The following is a 1,042-nucleotide window of genomic DNA, read 5'->3' as shown; positions in this document are numbered from 1 at the left end:
GTTCTTGAGTCAGCTCAAGAACAGTCGCAGCCCGGCATCCGCGTCATCGGCGTCGAACCGGAGACCGCCGACGTGGTCAGCCGCAGCCTCGAAGCGGGCTCACCGCAGAAGCAGCCCACGGCCAAGAGCGTCGCAGACGGCCTCGCCGCACCGGTCTGCGGCACCCACAACTTCGACCTCATCCGCCAGTACGTCGACCAGATGGTCCGCGTCAGCGAGAGCTCGATCGCGGAAACCACCCGGCTCGTCATGTCGCGGACGAAACCGGCGCTGGAACCCGCCGCAGCAGCTCCGCTCGCCGCCCTGTACGAAGGCAAGGTCGAACTGCGAGGGCTGACCGCGAGCGTGATCAGCGGCGGCAACCTCGACGTATCGAGGCTGCTCCAGGCCTGAGAGGGGTCCCGTTAGCCGTTGTCGCGGATGACGACGGTGTGGACCATCTTGTCGGCCCAGGTCTGCCGCTTCTCGTCCCAGAGGGGCCAGAGGAAGCCGAGGCAGCAGGGAAGCGTGTCGAGGCCGTGGAGGATGCGGCGGCCGAAGGCGCGCCCGAAGCCGAGGGCGGAACCGTCCGCCTCGCGCAGGAGACGGATGCCGACGATGCGCTTGCCGGGGGTCTGCCCGGTGCGGCCCTCGCGGTAGGAGAGGAAGAGGAAGGCGGCGAGCGACAGCAGGGCGCCGACGAGCATGAGCATGGCCGAGCTGGTGGGCACGCTCGGCGTGGTGCACTCGGACCGCGGGATGTCGTGGTCGTCGCAGGTGTTCCACGCGTCGATCAGCTTGCTCGCGAACCGGCCGTAGCCGGCGAAGAACAGGCCGCTCGGTATGAGGTTGAACATCAGGCCGTCCAGCAGCATGGCGCCGAGGCGGGCGCCCCAGCCGGCCGGCGGCGGCATGCCGGGCGGGAGGTTGCCGGGGGCCGGGTAGCCGTACGGGCCCGCCTGGTAGCCAGGACCGGCGCCGTAGGGCTGGCCGGGCTGGGGGTAGGCCGGCGGCGGGCCGCCCTGGGGATACGGACCCGGCCCGTACGGCGGCTGCCCGTAGG

Annotated in this window: 2 protein-coding genes; one reads left to right on the top strand and one right to left on the bottom strand. The window is 71.0% G+C overall.

What is annotated here, in order from left to right; genetic code table 11:
• Positions 1–393, top strand: a 393-nt coding sequence (locus tag AC13HU_RS37575) for a pyridoxal-phosphate dependent enzyme (protein ID WP_483046490.1), incomplete at its 5' end; no start/stop codon positions are given.
• Between the two features lie 11 nt (positions 394–404).
• Here the strand turns inward: AC13HU_RS37575 and AC13HU_RS37570 are convergent.
• Positions 405–1,042, bottom strand: a 638-nt coding sequence (locus AC13HU_RS37570; RefSeq protein WP_483046489.1) for an RDD family protein, incomplete at its 5' end; no start/stop codon positions are given.

The organism is Streptomyces sp. NH27 (assembly GCF_056859195.1).
The sequence above is the reverse complement of the archived record's forward strand: the minus strand, read 5'-3'. Positions and strand labels throughout refer to the sequence as shown.